Raw genomic sequence first — 14,340 nt, 5'->3', positions numbered from 1 at the left:
CCTGCCGCACCCCCTACTGCGACGCCCCCATCCGCCACCTGGACCACATCATCCCCTGGCACAACAACGGCCCCACCACCCACACCAACGGCCAAGGACTCTGCGAAGCCTGCAACCACACCAAAGAAACCCCCGGATGGAGCAACAGACCGGCAATCAATCCGGGTGCCACCGGCAGCACCAGACACACCGTCCAGATCAAAACCCCCACCGGCCACGCCTACCACTCCACCGCACCACCCCTCCCGGGAACACCCGTGGGCCGAGCACACTCACCCGGCATGAACGTGACTGACCCGCCCTCTCGAACGACCGACCTAACGCAGCAAGACAACCGCCACCGGCGCGCGCTTCGGCACCACGCCAAAACCGTCAAACGCGCCCGGACCCGCGTTCCGGCAGCGGCTTGAGTCCCACACCACGTTCCGGGTACGTAAAAGACCACCCGCCGATCCGTAGATCTGCGGGCGGTCTTGGAATGCGGCGGCGGCAGGTCCCGTGGAGTACCTGGCTGGGCAGTATCTGGCCCAGGGAATATCTGGCCCAGGGAATCAGGCCCAGGGAATCAGGCCTTTGGCGACTCCGTCACCAACCGCCGCGCGTCGGCGTATGTCCTTTTCGGGCATCGTCGGGCATTGTCATTTCGGCCCGCAGGCCCAGGAGTCGGATCGGACGGCCCGGTTCGATTCCGGCTGCGAGGTCCAAGGCGCCCGCGAGGATTTCGTTCGGGTCGAATGTCTCGGGAATCCTTCTCGCGTGGGTCTTGGTGACGAACGGCGCGTACCGAACCTTGAGGGTCAGCCCAACCACGGGCCGTCCTTCAGCCACAACATCCTCCAGGACACGCGCTGTCAGCTCCCTCACGGCGTCGTCCACTTGGGCGGGCTCAGTCAGGTCCCGCTGGAAGGTGGTCTCCCGGCTATGCCCGCGGGCAACCCACGGCGTGTCATCCACAACGCTGGCACCGTCCCCGCGTCCGAGCTCCGCGTACCAAGGACCCATTTTGGGGCCGAACTCCGGGACCAGGTCTTGGGGCTCGGACGCAGCGAGCTCGGCAACTGTGTTGATGCCGAGTTTGGCCAGCCGGCCCGACACTTTGGTTCCGACGCCCCACAGGTCCTTGGTGGGCCGGCTGCCCATGACGTCGAGCCAGTTCCCGGAAGTGAGACGGAAGACGCCGGCCGGTTTGCCGAAACCGGTGGCGACCTTGGCTCGGACCAGGGTGTCGCCGAGGCCCACGCTGCAATGCAGCTGCGTTCGCTCCAGGACAGCGGCCTGCACCTGCCGGGCGTAGGCTTCCGGATTTTCCGTCTCAATACCCACAAAGGCTTCATCCCAACCCAGCACCTGCACGGTGGCGCCAGGCTGCGCGCGCAGGGTAGCCATCACCGTTTCAGACGCCGCGAGGTAAGCCTCCTGATCGACGGGCAGGATCACAGCGTCGGGCGCTTTCCGGGCCGCAATTCGTAAGGGCATTCCGGAACCCACGCCGAAAGCCCTGGCTTCGTACGATGCGGTCGACACCACAGCTCGTTCCGTTGGGTCGCCCCGACCGCCGACAATGATCGGTTTGCCCGCAAGCTCCGGCCGCCGGAGCACTTCGACCGCCGCGATGAACTGGTCGAGATCGACGTGCAGCACCCACGGGATTCCACTCACGCCACCAGTCTGCCCTAAACATCCCTGGCAAGCATCCGCTCTCCACCGAGCTTGGTCGCACAGCCTGCGGCCTCCTGACCTTGCCGGGGCCACCATCGCACCACTCAGGGTTCACCAAACGCCACAGGCCAGAGTGGGACGGCGTCCGGCCGGCAGTGGGAGGCACCGCACCCGCCAGGTAGTTTCATTAGGGGAAAAACGTTCCGGAGATGGTTGAACTGGGGACGCCCCCGTATGGCCCAACATTGCCCGTGCGTGCAGTAGGGCAGACAATGCCGACAGGAGGGAAAATGCCGGACGGACCCCAAGACGAAAAACGAGCCGCCGATCTCGTTGTCGTCCCCGACGTTGTTGGGGAGCACTTCCTCCATTCGCGGGAAATAGCGCAAACGGCCGGCCTGACTCTCGCGAATCCTGATCCGGATGGGCCGCCAATCAGCTCGATCGCATGGCCCAGGAATCCGATCATCCAGAGCCAGTCACCAGCGCCAGGTAGCGTTTCGTTCCGGAACGACTCCCTTCGAATATGGCTGCGCTCGGAGCTCGAACCCGGCATGGTCCGGAAGCTCGAAACTCCGCCGCCGACGATTGACGGATACCACGCGACGCCGGAAGGCCCGGTTCAAACCGTCGAGCTCAGCAGCGACAGCTCGCCGGAGGAATCGGCCGCCTGACGGTTGGCAGCTCAGCTTGGGCATGGAATAACCCACCCATCCACCGGTAGGGCGCGGTAGGGCGCCGGGTGAGCGCCGGCAGGCCGCCGTCGATCACCTCGGCAGGAGGCCGCCGCTACTGCGGCAAAAGTGCGGTAAAACTGCCGCATTCCTAAGGGTCGCAGGCCTCGAACCCGTCATACGGTGTGTCCACGGCCTTCCGCCTCGCCACAACGGAGCGAACCCCGGACGAGGGTAGGCGGCAGGCCGGTTCCGGGCTCAGCCGGAGTGTGTCGAACAAAGGAATAGCCAGTGACGTTGGAGCCGTCTTCCACGCCAGAACGCGATGCGGGCCACCAACCGGAGGGTCCGGAATCCGCCGCGGCGCGTCCCGTACATGGTGCGGGAATCCGCCGGCAAGTCTCCGACATCATCGCTGCCGTGCTCTCGGACACGTCTCCGGATCAGGCCCAGGTCCGGGATCAGCTTCGCAAGCACCTCGCTGAACATCCCGATAATCCGGAGAGGGCGCTGGTCGACCACCTGACGGAGCTTCAGGCCCGGGCATGGCTCTCTCGCGAGGATGCGGACGCGCATGCGGACGCGGACGCGGGACACCCGTCCACCGGTCCGGGCTCACCGCGGCCGGCAGGAACGTCGACGGGTGAGGGCCACGACGCACGCTCGCGGATCGAAGCGGTACTCCAGGGCCGGCTGCTCGTGACAGCCTTTCAGCCGATCCAAGACCTCTCCACCGGCGCTGTCGTCGGGGCCGGGGCGCTGACGCGCTTTGTCACGGACGGGCACTCCGCGGACCACTGGTTCGCCGAAGCCGCACATGCGAGCCTCGGCAGCGATCTTGAGTTCGCGGCCATGGAATCCGCGCTCGCCGCTGCCGAGAACCTTCCGGCGCACCTCTACGTCACGCTTAAGTTGTCACCGCCCACCTGTTTGGATCCGCTCCTGGCCGACCTGGTGCTGCAATCCGGGTTATCCCCGAGCCGCGTCGTCCTCGAACTCACCGACCCGCCGACCGCCGAGCAGGCCGACGCCCTTCTCGGGCCGCTGATTCCGCTTCGCAATCAGGGCGTCCGGCTCGCTGTCGGGCACTCCGGCTCCTACCCCGGCTCCGTCCGCCATATCAACCTTCTTCGGCCCGACATCATCAAGCTCGACCGCAACCTCATCGAAGGCATCAACACGAACTCCCTACGGCACACCGTCTGTGAATCCCTGACATGGATCGCAGACCAGATCGGCGCGCTCATCATTGCGGAAGGCATCGAAACCGGGGCGGAGCTTGCTACTCTCCGGGCGCTTGGCATCCGGACGGGCCAAGGCTATTTCCTCGGCCGGCCCACCACCCTCCCGGAGGACTGGGGCGCATGGGAAGGCCAGACCGGCAAGATCACTTCGCTGGGGAATCCCGACGGCGGCTCGGGCTCCCGGTCCTGACACAGCCCGGGCGGCAGAGGCACGCATACGCCCGGTCCGCTGCAGCAAATCACCCCGCCGAGCGCAGCTACCCTTCAACCCGCGCGCCCCGCGGGGGCGCGCGCAACGGCTACGCTTCAGCCCGCGCGGGGCCCGGCTCGCGGCCCGACAGGGACTGCACCGTCTGCTCGATACCCACCGCCTCGCGTTCGACCTCCTCCATGTAAAGCCTGCCGGCAGTGATGAGGTTGTCCTCCACGTCGAAGAGAGTGACCCCGCGGAGGCCGAATGGCTGCCCGTCAGCACGGTTGCCGGACCAGGTCCATTCGCTCCAGGTCGTGTTCCCGGCCTCGGCGGAACGGACCAACTCTGCATGGAAATCAGGAACTCCGGCGAACATCGCAGCCCAGTTGGCGTGCATCTGTGCCCTGCCGACAAAGGCCCTGGCAGGGTGGGCTGGCTGCTCGCTGCGGTAATCCTTGTGGAACAGTGCCGCTGCGGCTTCAAGGTCATGTGCGTTCATTGCCGCCGCCAACCGATCAATAACTTCGCTCATCATCATCGCCCCATTCCGGCCCGGGCAAGGGCGGGGCAGGTATGTGAAGCCCGCGCCCTCCGACGCCGTTCCGCACCCAAGCGGGACCGGCAGTCCAATGATGGACCCGCAGAACAGCCGAGCACCAGTGCAGTCGTGGTGCCGTTGCCCGGCGGGGCATGAGGCCCTGGCGCCCACCCGCTTCCCGGGCCATCCTGAACCCAAGGGCGCCCTCCGTTCCTCTGTGGCGCCGGGGAGGCCAGCAATGTCCGCAATCCATGTGCGTCCAGCGCCTGACGGCCCATCCGGCTTTGTCCTGAAGACCCTGCTTGTGTGCGGAATCCTGTCATCGGCGCTCTGGCCGGTGGCGAGCGAGGTGCTCGCCGCGGTGCTGTATAGGGGCTACAGCCCGTTCGACCAGGCCGTGAGCGAACTGACATCGATCGGCGCTCCGACCAGGGGCCCTCTCATCGTGGAAGGCTTCATCTATGAAGCGCTGGTCATCGCGTTCGGTATCGGGGTGTGGCGGTCTGCCCAAAAAAAGAAAGCGCTGCGCGTGACCGGCGCACTCCTCGTCGCATACGGCGCGGTGGGTCCCCTGTGGTTGCCGTTCCCGATGACGGCCCGTGAGGACATCAAGCCCGCGGCCGCCATGGCCTTGACCGACGCCATGCACATCACCCTCGGTGCCATGGATGCGCTGCTTTACCTTGCGATCCTGGGATTCGGCGCAGCGGCCTTCGGCAGGCGGTTTCGGCTCTACTCGATCCTGACAATCGCCGTCGTCCTCGGCTTTGGCGCATGGACAAATTCCTACATCCCTGCGGTTGCCGCGGGCGTACCCACGCCCGGGCTGGGTGTGGTGGAACGCATCATGCTGAGTGCGTTCCTGGTCTGGGTCGTGGTGCTGGCAGGAATCCTGCTGCGCCGGAGTTCCGAGTATTCCGGCGCCGCGCCCACGGCGCCGCGCCCACGGCGCCGCGTCCACGGCGCCGTTTCCGCGGCGCCGGTCCGGCCGGCGTCGGACAGGCCGGCGTCGGACAAGCCCTTTCCCTGAAGACTGAAAAAGGGTACCTTCACGGCGCGTCCGTTCCTACAATTAAGTGTCGGTTCAGCGGTATTCACGCCGCACAGAGCCACGGATAAGGGAGGACCATCATGGGTTGGGGTGACAGGATCCACAACACTGCCGAGAAACTTCATGGCAGAGGCAAGGAAGCAGCCGGCCGGGCCACCGGCAATGATCGGCTCAAGGCCGAGGGCAAGGCACGCCACTTCCGGGCCGATTTGAAGCAAGCCGGCGCCAAGATCAGGGACTCATTCAGAAGGCACTGATCCTCGTACCGAATCTTCGTAGCGAAAACCAGGGTGCGGCCCGTCGGGCCGCACCCTCCCGTATGACCCCAGGGGCTGTTACTCCGGAGGCCCTGACGCCGGCCCTGCACGCCAGGGCGTGAGCCTGGGCAGCCAGCGCGGTACGTTTTCGCGGTAGATCTCATACTCAGGACCGAACTTACGAGCCAGGCTGGGCTCCTCATGAAGCAGGACAAATGCAACGACCGGGACGGCACCCGCGGCGGCAAGACCAAAAAGCCTCGGCTGCCCAAGCACGAGGCCCTGTCCGGTGATCGCAGCGGCGAGGGCACAATAGATGGGGTTCCGCACGAAGCCGTACCAGCCGCCGACCACCAAATGCTTCGTCTGCGCAAAGGGCGCCGGGGTACCCAGTCCCTCGACGGCGAACCGCACAAAGGAGCTTGCGATCACTGCGGCGCCCGTGCCGATGAGCACGACGCCGGCGCATTGCGCGGGCAGTCCGCCCGGCACCGGCCGCCTCACGTTCCAGCGCGTCAACATCCATGGAACGAGACCGGCCGCCGTCGCCGGTGCCACGGCGGACACCGCCGTGCCAATGGCCGCGCGTCTCTTCTCACGCGCTGATTCGCCGGATGCTGCCATGCTGGTCATAGTGGACCTCCCGCGTGCGATACTTCCGGGCGCTGCATGCTCCCGGAGTTCCAGGAGCTGACGAAGGCGAGTCCTGCGGCCACTGCCGAGCTCAGCACAATGGCGCCAAGCCACATCGACACGGGCCATTCAATCCCTGACACCAAGGCAATGCCGACCAGCTGGCCTGTCCAGATAAGCGCCGCCAGCACCGCACTGACCGCCGGCAGCCGGCGGCCGGTCACGGGCCCGGCCCTTCGGGCAAGCGCGACGTCCACGACAACCGCGGCTACCGTTGCCCCTGCCGCGCCGGCGGCCGCTGCCGGGCGGAACCCCGACATCGCCAGGGGCAGCCACGCCACGACGGCGACCAGGATGGTGGCGATGCCGCGCGGCGGACGTCGGGTTCCGGAGAAGGTGTAGAGGAAGGGGGCGCTGATGAGCGCCGTGGTCACCAGGTAGCTGGCCATGCCGATCGCCGCGGGCAGCTCCGCCTGGGTGTGGCCGGGACTGCCGATCGGCGTCGGGACGTACGGGACCGCCGGCCCCGTCCGGACGAAGGCCGAGCAGTAGATGAGGAAGAAGGCGCCCAGGCCAGTCATGAGGGCGACAGCCAGCAGGGCCGGCGGCGTCCACACGAAGGCGGCCGACCGGCTGCGGGCGCGCGCACTGCGGACACCGGTGCCGAGATTGAGGAAGAGGCTGAACCCGAGCAGCAGGTGGGTGGGGCTTACCAGCGCGTCGAGCGAGACTTCGATGCCCAGGATCTCATGCCATGCCAGATCCAGGACGCCGGCGACGGCGAAGAGGACGACTCCGACCACCGTGCCCCCGTAACCGGCCGGTATCGCACCGGCAAGCGGCTGCCCGGGCTCGCGGTTCCTCCAGATCACCGTGGCTGTCCAGGCGGCCATGGCAAGGAGGCCGGAATAGAGAGCGGCGTGCCACGGGGTGAAGAACGTCTCCAGCCCGGGAACGTGCAGGTGTGCCCAGCCGTCCAGAAAGACCGCCAGGAGCAGCCAGATGCCCAGCAGTTCCGTCACCAAATCCCGCCCGACGCCGGCCCTGAGAGCCGGGACTGCCGTGTCAACCATGGTCGTTTTCCTCGCACTCCGCGGACCGCCGTCGGCTGTCCGGCGCCGCCCGAGGACGGGCCGCAGGCCGACTAGTTAAAGCTTGGACCCCGCCGGGTCCAACCGCCAGAGCGCGGGCTCCGCGGGAGACTTCGAAGCGGAAGAGCGGGCCGCTTGTGTTTTGTTCGGCGCAGCCCCATCATTGAGCCGTGGCGCCCCCCGCCGAGATTGCACGCCGGTCCCTGCGCCTGTGGTCCAGGGAGGTAATGGCATGACCGAAACGGCCATCGAGCTCACAGAGGTCACCAAACGGTTTGGCTCCTTCACCGCCATCGACGGCCTCAGCCTGCGGGTCGGGCGCGGGGAGATCTTCGGTCTGCTCGGGCCCAACGGGTCCGGCAAGACAACCACCATTAACATGATCAGCGGCCTGAGCCGGCCGACCTCCGGCGCGGTCACAGTCCTTGGCATCGACATGCTTGCGGATCCGCGGAGGATCCGGCGCTCGCTCGGGACGGTGCCGCAGGAGAACGCCCTCTACGAGGAGCTCACAGCAGAGGCCAACCTCCGGTTTCACGCCGACCTCTTCGACGTGCCCCGCAAGGGCTTAGAGAAGCGGATCACGTCATTGCTCGAGCTGGCGCAGCTGGAGGAGCGGCGGAAAAGCCGCGTCTCCACCTTCTCCGGCGGCATGAAACGACGACTGGCCCTGGTCCGGGCGCTGCTCCACAACCCCGAACTGCTCTACTTCGACGAACCCGCCCTGGGGGTCGATGTGCAGAGCCGGCGCGCGCTCTGGGACCGGATCCTCGAACTCAAGGAACGCGGAACCACCGTGCTCATCACCACGAACTACCTCGAGGAGGCGAACGTCCTCTGCGACCGGCTGGGCATCATCGATCGCGGGCGCCTCGTGGCGCTCGATACGCCGTCGAACTTGCGCCGCAGTTTCGGGGACACGGTCCTCGAGATGCGCACTCGGCCGGCACCTACGGAGGACATCGTTCGGCAAGTCCGCGCGCTGCCAGGCGTGGTCTCCGCTGTCGCGTCCAACGGATCACTGAAGGTCACCGTGGAGGGCGGCGCCGACGTCACCGGCAAGGTCGTCACGGCGGTGGTCGAATCCACGAACCTCGAGGAAATCCAGAGCCGCGAACCGAGCCTGGACGAGGTCTTCCTGAGCCTGACAGGCAAGGCGCTCCGGGAATGAGCCTCCGCCACAGCCTGCGGGTGGTCCGGGCCGTGGCGGCAGCGGACATCCGCCTCACGCTCCGCGAACCGCTGTTCGCGATAGCCGGCGTCGTGATCCCGATCAACTTCCTGCTGCTCTTCCTTCTCTTCGCGGTCAGCGGGGGCCAGGCGCCGATCGCAGTGGTGATGAAGACCCAAGGACCGCTGGCCGAACAATTCGTTCAGGCCATGACCAACTCACAGTCGTTCATCATCCATACGGCTTCCCCGGCCGACGCGGAGCGTGAGATCCGCGCGGGCACCGTCGTCGCCGTCGTGACAGTACCGGAGGACTTCGATGCCTCGCTCACCGCCGGGACACGGGTGGACATCCCGGTTGAGGTCAACAACCTCAACGTCGATTTCACCAATGACATCCGGCGGGCGGTGCCGCTCTCGATCACGTCCTTTTACGCCGATGCGTTCCCTGACCAGGTCGTCGTGCGTGCGCTCGAGTCCGACGTCCAGGAGCACGACACCGGCTACATTTCCTACCTCGCTGTCAGCATCGTGGTGGCGGCCCTGATGCTCTCCTCGATCCTGCAGGGCAGCGTCAACGCGGCGCGGGATTACGAGCTGGGAACCGTCAAGGAACTGGCACTGGCGCCGGTGAGCCGGCTGGCGATCGGGCTGGGAAAAATGCTCGGCGCAGCCGCGCTCACGGCAGCGTCGGCACTGCTGGTGCTGGGCGTCGTGATCGTGCTGATCGGGGTGCATCCGCTCCATCCCATGGAGGTGCTCGGGTTTGGCCTGCTGATGATCGCGGCATTTCTTGCCCTCGGGGTTCTGGCCGGGACGCTGGTCCGCCGGCGGCAGCAGGCGATCCCGCTCGCCATCGCCAGCGTCCTGCCGCTGTTCTTCCTGAGCGGGCCGTTCGGGCCGGCAAACTGGCTCGGCACTGTTCCCGGCGCGATCGCGGCCGTGTCCCCGCTCACCTATGCGATCGCCGCGTTCCAGCACGCCTTCCACGGCTACCAGACGGCCACCCAGGACCTGACCGCCGACACGATCGTGCTGGCCGGTTTCACGCTGGTGACGGTCTCGCTTACGGCATTGGTTTTCGGCCGCCGGGGGGTCGCGCACTGATGGGAGCGCTCTGATGGGAGCCCTGCGGGCAGTCCTCGCAATCGCCGCCAAAGACATACTGACGTGGGTGCGCACACCTTCGGCGATCGCTGTCAGCCTGCTCCCGCCGGTCGCCTTCCTGCTGATCATTTTCATCGTGGCCGGCGCAACCGGCCGCAATCCGGTGGCAGTGGTGGCCGAGGACAACGGCCCGCAGGCTCAGCGCCTCGTGTCGATCCTTAATGACTCGGATGCGTTCCGCGTCCAGCGCGCAACTGAAGGTGAAGCGGCGCATCTGCTCGACACCCTGCAGGTGGCGGCAGTCATCACCATCCCCGCCTCGTTCGACGACGACTACGCGATGCACCGGCCCGACCCGGTGCGGATCCGGATCAACAATCTGAACCTGGACTTCACCAACGACCTGCGCCGGTCGGTGCCGGCGGCGATCACGCGCTTTTACGAGGGCCAGCCGGACAACCCCATCATGGTCGGCGTCGCGGAGTCGGATCTGCGGCCGCATGACGTGGACCTCGTGCAGTTCGAGCTGGTGCCCATCCTCGTGCTGCTCCTCACGCTCATGGGCGTCGTCAACGGCGGGCTGGCCACCGCCCGGGAGTTTGAGGACCTGACCATCAAGGCGCTGCTCCTTGCGCCGATCGGCCGCGGGGCCCTGATCGCGGGGAAGATCCTGGGGTGCTGGGTGACGACCATGCTGGTCGCCGCGCTGGTCCTGGTCCTGTCCGCGGTCTCCGGCTTTCTGCGGCCGGCGGGGTGGTACTGGCTGCCGGCGCTGGCGGTGATCGGGTTGATCGCACTCGCGGCGGCCGGGGTCGGCGCCGCCCTTGGAGGCGCCTTGCGCCGATTCGCGCCGGTGTCGGCGGCCGGTATCAACGTGGCGATCTACTTGTTCTTCCTGAGCGGCGGGATCAGCGTCGCGGCGTTCCTGCCCGGGTGGATCCAGGCCATAGCGCACTTCACCCCGACCTTCTACGGGGTGGATGCGCTGGAGGCCGCGATCTTCTACCAGTCGACCGACAACCTGGGCCGGGACGTGGCGGTGCTGGCGCTGACGGCAGCGGGCGGCCTCGTTTTGGGCATCGCGTCGCTCCGGCGGCGGCTGACCGCCAACTAGGGCCGCCCCTTAGGAGGCCTTGGGCCGGACGACGAGGACAGGGCACGGTGCATGGTTGAGCACCTGGGTGGAAACCGAACCCAAGTGGAGGCCGGGGAATCCGCCGTGGCCACGGGAGCCCACGACGACGAGATCGGCGTCCTTGGCTGCGACGACTATGGCCGACGCCGGCGAATCACTGTGCACGACCTGCCCCGTAGCCGCGGTGCCCTCACTGGCCGCAATCTTCAGGGCCTCAGCCTGGAGGGTCTCGGCGATTTTTTGGGGGGAATCTTCGGCTGCGATCTCACCGGCGGCCGTTTCCAGAACCGCCGGATACCAGGCCATCGGCGGCTTGCTCCAGGCGGTGATGAGACGGAGCTGCCCGCCGCGCTGCCGGGCCTCGTCCAAAGCCCAACTGAGTGCATTTTGCGAATACTCGGATCCGTCGAAGCCAACCACAATCACGAACGAATCGGTACTGCTCATTTGTTTTTCCTTTCACTAGCCTCTGATAGAAGCCTAAACCTGGCACGGCAGCCCCGGGCCGTTTTCACACTTTCCAAGGGTCGACGCTCCAGGGCACGCGGATCGGTAGCCTTGGAGCCGAGACCGCAGACACCATCTTCGAGAGGAAAACCGTCATGCCGCTGCCCCCCTTCCAGTTCAACGGCGCACATGCCGTGCTCACCGGCGCTGCCAGCGGAATGGGCGAGCAGATGGCCCACCAGCTTGCCGAGCGCGGAGCCCACCTTGTCCTGATCGACCGCGACAAGCTCCGGCTGGAGGCAGTTGCGGACCTCATCCGGCGGCTGCATCCTGCCCTCCCTGTGCACGCTGAGGTCGCCGACCTCGCGGACGCTGAGACGGTCGAGGCGCTTGTCGGGCGCGTGCTGGCAGTGTCGCCCCGGGTCGACCTGCTCATCAACAACGCCGGCGTCGCCCTGGGCGGTGCTTTCGCCGACCTGAGCGCGGAAGAGTTTGACTGGGTCCAGAGCATCAACTTCCGGGCACCGGTCATGCTGTGCCGCGGGCTGCTCCCGGCCCTGCTCCGCTCCCCTGGCAGCCACATCGTCAATGTCTCGAGCCTGTTCGGCCTCATCGGCCCCGCGGGGCAATCGGCGTACTCGTCAAGCAAGTTCGCCCTCCGCGGCTTCAGTGAAGTGCTGCGCCACGAGCTGGCACCCCGGGGCATTGGCGTCACTACCGTGCACCCGGGCGGCATCCGGACCCGCATCTCCGAGAGTGCCCGCGTGGCGGCCAGCGCCAACGCCGAACAGGCGGCAGCCGGAAAAGCCGCGTTCGCCAATCTGCTGACCTACCCCGCCGACAAGGCCGCAGCGAAGATCCTCGACGGCGTACACCGCCGCCAGGGACGAGTACTCATCGCGTTCTCCGCCATAGCCCCGGATGTGATCGCCCGGCTCTTCCCCGTGCACTACGCCGCGGTCCTGCAGCGGCTGCTGCCCGGTGCTTCGCGGAGGCGGAAGTCGGTCACCGCCGGCCCCAAGGGCACACGGCGGCCGAGCGGTTCATCGTCCCGTTAGCATGTGCAGGACCGCCGCCGCCGGCCGGTCTCCCCTGACGCCGCCGGCCGGCCTCCCCTACCGGTGCGCAGGGTTCAGGCCCTTGGCGTACGCCGCCTGTCCCACGTGCTGGAGGCAGTCGGCAATGGTGCTGACCAGCCGCACCCCGAGCGTGACCGGCGGGTCCCAGCGGGTATCGACGACGCGGTCGAAATCGTCGTCGCCGAGACTCTTCAGGAACTCCACGGTCTGCCGGTGGACGGCGTCGCAGTAGTCGAGCAACAGCTCCGGCGGAGCCTGGACCGCGTCGACCTGGCTGCTCGAATGGCCGTAGCCCGTGTCGCGTTTGGGAAGCGGCAGACCAAACCGCCCGGCAAAGTCTTGCGAGGTCCAGATCTGCTCCAGGCCTGCCACGGAGGCGAGCTGCGCGTCCTCGACCCGGCTGAGGTGCCAGATCAGCCAGGCCATGGAGTTTCCGTTGCCTCCCGGCCGGCGACGCAGTGTCTCGTCGTCGACCCCTGCAAGGGCGGCGGCCACGGCCTCATGGATCCGGCCGAAGGCGTCCAGCAGCAGTTCGTTGGATTTCATCGAGTCCCCTCACGGTGCATCGTCGCTGAGACCCCATGCTTGCATGCAGACCGCACCGCCGGATAGGGCACGCCGCGGCTTACGCAGAGGCGCGCAGCCGGGCCGCCGCCTCATCAGCAGTTGGGCGAGTCAAACTCATAGGCCCCGGAGTCAGCGGCTGCCGTTCCGTTGCAGTCCCCATCCTGGGGCACCGCGAGCCCTGCCAGGTCGAAGCCGGAAGGACTTGTTCCGGCGCGGTCGATGGCCGGGCTGGTGCCGGTCAGGCGGAGGTCGGCCGGTGCGTTCACGAACCGCGCCGGTGCCGTAGTGGACGTACTGTTCGGCACGAAGTTGACCGGGCCGTTGAGGACATTTTGTTTTTCGGTCCACCCGGAGCCGTTGATCCACAGCGAGTTCTTGGCGCCGGCCAGGATGTTGCCGCGGATCACCGTGGAAGAAGGGCAGCTTGCGTGGCAGACAATCGCCTGGGACTGCGGACCGTTCAGATAAACGGTGTTGAACTCAAAGACCGTGCCGTTCGTGGGTCCGAACGAGGTCCCCGATCCACGCGCGATCAGGCCTTTCGCCTGGGAGCAATTGGCACCACAGGTCGCGCGGACCAGGTTGTAACGGTAGGTATTGCCGTCCGCGGTTCCCGTTGACCTTCCAATCTCGGAGAAGTTGTTGTTGTCCAGGGCCACATTGTGATGAATGTTGTTCCGGTTGCCGTTGTAGATCTCGAAGGAACTGCCGTCACGGCCGTAGTCGTAGGAGAACGCGCCCGAGCCGCTGACCGTGTCGCCGGACAGTTCATTGTCGTTGCCGTTGATCAGCACACCGGAGGCGCCGGAGTCGTCATTGCAGTTCACCGCCTGGGGCGTTCCGCAATTTGTGCCTGCCGTAAGCACGCTCATGATGTTGTTGTCCGTCAGCACATTGCCGGTGTATTTCCCGAAGTCAGAGCCGTACCCAATTTTGAGGCCCACCGCGTTGTTGGAGGCGCTGGAGTTCCGGACCGTATCGCGGTCGCCCGTGATGCTGATCCCTCCATAGCCGCAAGAGACGCCGCGCAGTCCGTCAACAACGGTGTAGTTGCCGTTGATCCTGATGCAGTTTCCCGACTTGCCGCCGGTAATCGTCGGAGCGTTGCCGCTTCCGTAACCGTTCAGGGTGATGGGCGCGGCGTCAGTTCCGCTCTGGCCGGTCACAACGCCTCCGGTCCAGGTGTCGCCCCTCCGAAAACTCACGGTGTCGTCGGCTTTCAGGACGATGGAGTTGACCCTTGCCAGTGACTTCCAGGGCGTGGAGCTTGAGGTTCCCGCATTGCTGTCGCTCCCCGCGGCGCTGACGTAGTACGTGGTGCCCGCCGCCTGGGACGGCGTCGCGAGTCCTGCCATCAACCAACTGACTGTGAGGAAGGTGGTAAGTAACGCTGTGGCAGACGACGTCGTTTTCATGGTGATCCTTACGGTCTGTTGGTGGACGGAGGCCAGCCGGGGCCCGAAGCTGTGTTTGCTGCCGCACTTCAGGCATGACT

Annotated in this window: 16 protein-coding genes; 9 read left to right on the top strand and 7 right to left on the bottom strand. The window is 66.5% G+C overall.

The genetic code is table 11. The features are described 5' to 3' along the window. Positions 1-410: HNH endonuclease (locus AC1DCZ_RS17960; RefSeq protein WP_476975802.1), on the top strand; the 410-nt coding region annotated here is incomplete at its 5' end. A gap of 175 nt (positions 411-585) precedes the next feature. Here the strand turns inward: AC1DCZ_RS17960 and AC1DCZ_RS17955 are convergent. Next, positions 586-1,659: a DNA polymerase IV gene (locus AC1DCZ_RS17955; RefSeq protein ID WP_476975801.1), complete on the bottom strand. Its 1,074-nt coding sequence runs from the start codon at positions 1,657-1,659 to the stop codon at positions 586-588. A 290-nt stretch (positions 1,660-1,949) separates the two neighbouring features. On the opposite strand from AC1DCZ_RS17955, the gene AC1DCZ_RS17950 reads away from it, so the two are divergent. Further along, a complete protein-coding gene (locus tag AC1DCZ_RS17950) occupies positions 1,950-2,333 on the top strand; it encodes a hypothetical protein (protein WP_476975800.1) in 384 nt (127 codons plus the stop codon). Positions 2,334-2,624: 291 nt separating this feature from the next. Beyond that, entirely contained in the window at positions 2,625-3,767 is a 1,143-nt protein-coding gene (locus tag AC1DCZ_RS17945) for an EAL domain-containing protein (RefSeq protein ID WP_476975799.1), read from the top strand. 109 nt (positions 3,768-3,876) lie between these two features. Here the strand turns inward: AC1DCZ_RS17945 and AC1DCZ_RS17940 are convergent, their stop codons facing one another. Next, positions 3,877-4,302 carry a nuclear transport factor 2 family protein gene (locus AC1DCZ_RS17940; RefSeq protein ID WP_476975798.1) on the bottom strand — a complete coding sequence of 142 codons (426 nt, stop codon included), beginning with the start codon at positions 4,300-4,302 and terminating at the stop codon, positions 3,877-3,879. A 244-nt stretch (positions 4,303-4,546) separates the two neighbouring features. Here AC1DCZ_RS17940 and AC1DCZ_RS17935 point away from each other — a divergent pair, with 244 nt between their 5' ends. Both AC1DCZ_RS17935 and AC1DCZ_RS17930 read left to right on the top strand, forming a co-directional pair. After that, complete coding sequence (locus tag AC1DCZ_RS17935) at positions 4,547-5,338, top strand: DUF998 domain-containing protein (RefSeq protein WP_476975797.1); 792 nt, start codon at positions 4,547-4,549, stop codon at positions 5,336-5,338. A gap of 101 nt (positions 5,339-5,439) precedes the next feature. Further along, positions 5,440-5,616, top strand: coding sequence for a CsbD family protein (locus AC1DCZ_RS17930; RefSeq protein WP_476975796.1), 177 nt, complete (start codon positions 5,440-5,442; stop codon positions 5,614-5,616). A 78-nt stretch (positions 5,617-5,694) separates the two neighbouring features. Here AC1DCZ_RS17930 and AC1DCZ_RS17925 read toward each other — a convergent pair whose 3' ends face one another. Continuing rightward, complete coding sequence (locus AC1DCZ_RS17925) at positions 5,695-6,249, bottom strand: methyltransferase family protein (RefSeq protein WP_476975795.1); 555 nt, start codon at positions 6,247-6,249, stop codon at positions 5,695-5,697. Continuing rightward, positions 6,246-7,322 (bottom strand): hypothetical protein, encoded by a 1,077-nt coding sequence (locus tag AC1DCZ_RS17920; protein WP_476975794.1) that lies wholly within the window; start codon positions 7,320-7,322, stop codon positions 6,246-6,248. Before AC1DCZ_RS17920 ends, AC1DCZ_RS17925 begins: the two co-directional genes overlap by 4 nt. A gap of 250 nt (positions 7,323-7,572) precedes the next feature. Between AC1DCZ_RS17920 and AC1DCZ_RS17915 the strand changes: the two genes are divergently transcribed. The 3 genes from AC1DCZ_RS17915 to AC1DCZ_RS17905 are packed head-to-tail and all read left to right on the top strand — an operon-like array spanning position 7,573 to position 10,731. Beyond that, positions 7,573-8,511, top strand: a complete 939-nt coding sequence (locus AC1DCZ_RS17915) for an ABC transporter ATP-binding protein (RefSeq protein WP_476975793.1) — start codon at positions 7,573-7,575, stop codon at positions 8,509-8,511. Continuing rightward, on the top strand, positions 8,508-9,617 hold the full coding sequence (locus AC1DCZ_RS17910; protein ID WP_476975792.1) for an ABC transporter permease: 1,110 nt from the start codon (positions 8,508-8,510) through the stop codon (positions 9,615-9,617). The genes AC1DCZ_RS17915 and AC1DCZ_RS17910 overlap by 4 nt, the downstream gene beginning before the upstream one ends. Before the next feature lie 13 nt (positions 9,618-9,630). Continuing rightward, a complete protein-coding gene (locus tag AC1DCZ_RS17905) occupies positions 9,631-10,731 on the top strand; it encodes an ABC transporter permease (protein ID WP_476975791.1) in 1,101 nt (366 codons plus the stop codon). Between the two features lie 9 nt (positions 10,732-10,740). Here the strand turns inward: AC1DCZ_RS17905 and AC1DCZ_RS17900 are convergent, their stop codons facing one another. Beyond that, positions 10,741-11,199, bottom strand: a complete 459-nt coding sequence (locus AC1DCZ_RS17900) for a universal stress protein (RefSeq protein ID WP_476975790.1) — start codon at positions 11,197-11,199, stop codon at positions 10,741-10,743. 155 nt (positions 11,200-11,354) lie between these two features. On the opposite strand from AC1DCZ_RS17900, the gene AC1DCZ_RS17895 reads away from it, so the two are divergent. Then, on the top strand, positions 11,355-12,257 hold the full coding sequence (locus tag AC1DCZ_RS17895) for an SDR family NAD(P)-dependent oxidoreductase (protein ID WP_476975789.1): 903 nt from the start codon (positions 11,355-11,357) through the stop codon (positions 12,255-12,257). Positions 12,258-12,314: 57 nt separating this feature from the next. On the opposite strand, the gene AC1DCZ_RS17890 is transcribed toward AC1DCZ_RS17895, so the two are convergent. Continuing rightward, on the bottom strand, positions 12,315-12,824 hold the full coding sequence (locus tag AC1DCZ_RS17890; RefSeq protein ID WP_476975788.1) for a mycothiol transferase: 510 nt from the start codon (positions 12,822-12,824) through the stop codon (positions 12,315-12,317). 113 nt (positions 12,825-12,937) lie between these two features. After that, complete coding sequence (locus AC1DCZ_RS17885) at positions 12,938-14,200, bottom strand: right-handed parallel beta-helix repeat-containing protein (protein WP_476975787.1); 1,263 nt, start codon at positions 14,198-14,200, stop codon at positions 12,938-12,940. Positions 14,201-14,340 lie beyond the last annotated feature (140 nt).

The sequence above is a fragment of the Arthrobacter sp. 10N418 genome, assembly GCF_056394725.1.
This window is presented reverse-complemented; position numbering and strand designations above follow the sequence as displayed.

Coding starts and splice junctions, on each gene's coding strand:
- AC1DCZ_RS17940 (WP_476975798.1), bottom strand. CDS start 4,302: ATGAGCGAAGTTATTGATCGGTTGGCGGCGGCAATGAACGCACATGAC.
- AC1DCZ_RS17930 (WP_476975796.1), top strand. CDS start 5,440: ATGGGTTGGGGTGACAGGATCCACAACACTGCCGAGAAACTTCATGGC.
- AC1DCZ_RS17920 (WP_476975794.1), bottom strand. CDS start 7,322: ATGGTTGACACGGCAGTCCCGGCTCTCAGGGCCGGCGTCGGGCGGGAT.
- AC1DCZ_RS17910 (WP_476975792.1), top strand. CDS start 8,508: ATGAGCCTCCGCCACAGCCTGCGGGTGGTCCGGGCCGTGGCGGCAGCG.
- AC1DCZ_RS17905 (WP_476975791.1), top strand. CDS start 9,631: ATGGGAGCCCTGCGGGCAGTCCTCGCAATCGCCGCCAAAGACATACTG.
- AC1DCZ_RS17935 (WP_476975797.1), top strand. CDS start 4,547: ATGTCCGCAATCCATGTGCGTCCAGCGCCTGACGGCCCATCCGGCTTT.
- AC1DCZ_RS17950 (WP_476975800.1), top strand. CDS start 1,950: ATGCCGGACGGACCCCAAGACGAAAAACGAGCCGCCGATCTCGTTGTC.
- AC1DCZ_RS17925 (WP_476975795.1), bottom strand. CDS start 6,249: ATGACCAGCATGGCAGCATCCGGCGAATCAGCGCGTGAGAAGAGACGC.
- AC1DCZ_RS17900 (WP_476975790.1), bottom strand. CDS start 11,199: ATGAGCAGTACCGATTCGTTCGTGATTGTGGTTGGCTTCGACGGATCC.
- AC1DCZ_RS17895 (WP_476975789.1), top strand. CDS start 11,355: ATGCCGCTGCCCCCCTTCCAGTTCAACGGCGCACATGCCGTGCTCACC.
- AC1DCZ_RS17915 (WP_476975793.1), top strand. CDS start 7,573: ATGACCGAAACGGCCATCGAGCTCACAGAGGTCACCAAACGGTTTGGC.
- AC1DCZ_RS17885 (WP_476975787.1), bottom strand. CDS start 14,200: ATGGCAGGACTCGCGACGCCGTCCCAGGCGGCGGGCACCACGTACTAC.
- AC1DCZ_RS17890 (WP_476975788.1), bottom strand. CDS start 12,824: ATGAAATCCAACGAACTGCTGCTGGACGCCTTCGGCCGGATCCATGAG.